We start from the raw sequence: 1,850 nt of genomic DNA, 5'->3' as shown, positions 1-1,850 counted from the left end.
CCTAATATGTCAGCGAGATCGGCTGTGGGTGGTAGCCACTGATTATCCGCAATTTCTTGTAATATCCTGTATGTAGCTAATGGGTTATACTCTAGCTCTCTCTCTACTGACAAAGCCATTTCTTGTTTTGAAGAAATAGGTCAATCTAGTAAAACTTCAACTTTTGATGCTTCAATAATCTCTACCGAACCAATATCTTCCTTACCCAAGTCTTCCTTATACTCTTGGCGTTGTAATCCTTTTTTACAGTGTTTTCTTAACCGTGAAATCCTCTCAAAATCGCGATCGCTGTAAAATTTCGTATTACCGCCACTTTCTTTCGAGACAGGCTTAATCCCCAGATGGCGCATATCCATCCTTATATGATATTCTGATGCTCCTAAAGCATCCATAATCTGTTTTTTTGTGTAAGGCATAATTGAAATTTTGAATCTAATAACAGATTATCATGTTCTGTGGGTTCTGGGGGTTATTAAAACAAAACCCCCAGAACTTTATCACGAGAGGCTTTGAGGTATAATTGTTTTACTGTAAGACTTAAATAACATGGTTGAATTTTTAGCTCAAGCTTTAGCCGTTCCGACACTTGCCGATCTAAAGAATATTGATTCCGTCTCCAGAAAAGATAAAACGATTAGAATAGTTAATACTGTTAGTTCGTCTAATCAGCAAGATGTTCTTTATCGATATGATGTGAGTAGTTCTTTAGATGAATTAGAGCCAGCGATCGCAATACCTTCTGATAGCAATGGAAGATGGATACAGGTTACTGATAGGATTCATGTAGCAGCAGCATTACCATCAAATCCACCGCCGTTAAAAGATATGGAATGGGTTGCAACGCTTACTGGTCCTACCAGAATTTTAATTTTAAAGAGTAGTGAAGATTTGACAGCATGGGAACAAAAGCAACCCACTGAAATAACGGGCGAACCCACATTTAATGCAGATATACCAAACCAGCTAGTAATTGATACTGCTACGGGCTATTCGTATAAAGCTATAGACCAAAATGGAAAATGGATCGCTTTAAAACTAAATAATAATTATTTACTTGCTTCGGATATCAACGGCGATGCGACTATAGATCACCTTTATCATAATCGATCTAAAAAATTAGTTGCCAACAGCCTGTTAACACTTCCAACAGGGTTAATTGATATTGAATTTAGAGTTATGATTTTTGACGCGATCGCAGGTGGTGCGGTAACTTTAACCCTGTCTCCTGCTAGTGGTGCAACATTGAACGGTGGTACTGGCAACATTCCAGTTACCAATAAAGTAGTACAAATTTTCAATCATGGGGACGAGTGGTTTGTCGTCTAAACATTTAGTTATTATAGATGGTTCTAACCTGGCTTATAGATTGTTTCACGCCAGGCGAACTTCTAAGTATGGCTTAGTAGTAAATCGTTATGGTGTGCCAATAACTATTAGTAATAGTTTTTTAGTGTCAGCTAGATCGTTGGTCAATGAGCTTGGCGCATCAAATCTCGCGATCGCATTTGACCCTCCCGACAATAAAAGTTTAATTAGAAAAAGAATATATCCAGACTATAAAGCCAACAGAAAAACATTGGATAATCAGAAAGATTTTAACATCGATCTTAGGAACACAAAGGCTTTAGTAAAAGAATCTAATATTCCTTGTTTTGAGTTGCCAGATTATGAAGCAGACGATATTATTGCCACTTTGTCAGAGTTGGCAATTAAAGAATCTTTTACCGTAACTATTGTTAGCAACGATGCTGATTTATTACAGCTTGTTGATGACGTGAAGAGGATAAAGGTACTATCAGTTATTCAAGGCAATAAAACATTATTCGACAGGAAAGCGGTTATAGAAAAAT

General features: G+C 37.1%; 2 protein-coding genes and 1 pseudogene. 2 read left to right on the top strand and 1 reads right to left on the bottom strand.

The features are described from left to right. Positions 1-140: 140 nt before the first annotated feature. Positions 141-416, bottom strand: coding sequence for a hypothetical protein (locus tag F6K13_RS31315; protein WP_287289605.1), 276 nt, complete (start codon positions 414-416; stop codon positions 141-143). 130 nt (positions 417-546) lie between these two features. Here F6K13_RS31315 and F6K13_RS31310 point away from each other — a divergent pair, with 130 nt between their 5' ends. After that, a complete protein-coding gene (locus F6K13_RS31310) occupies positions 547-1,326 on the top strand; it encodes a hypothetical protein (protein WP_287289604.1) in 780 nt (259 codons plus the stop codon). Beyond that, positions 1,316-1,850: pseudogene (locus tag F6K13_RS31305) on the top strand (hypothetical protein); the annotation flags it as partial. The gene F6K13_RS31310 and the pseudogene F6K13_RS31305, both read left to right, overlap by 11 nt.

The organism is Okeania sp. SIO2B9, from assembly GCF_010672505.1.
Classification (GTDB): domain Bacteria; phylum Cyanobacteriota; class Cyanobacteriia; order Cyanobacteriales; family Microcoleaceae; genus Okeania; species Okeania hirsuta.
Note: the sequence above shows the minus strand (reverse complement) of the source record. Positions and strands in the feature narration are given on the sequence as shown.

Excerpts from the sequence above, each read along its gene's own strand:
- F6K13_RS31310 (WP_287289604.1), top strand. The coding sequence starts at position 547 with ATGGTTGAATTTTTAGCTCAAGCTTTAGCCGTTCCGACACTTGCCGAT.
- F6K13_RS31315 (WP_287289605.1), bottom strand. The coding sequence starts at position 416 with ATGCCTTACACAAAAAAACAGATTATGGATGCTTTAGGAGCATCAGAA.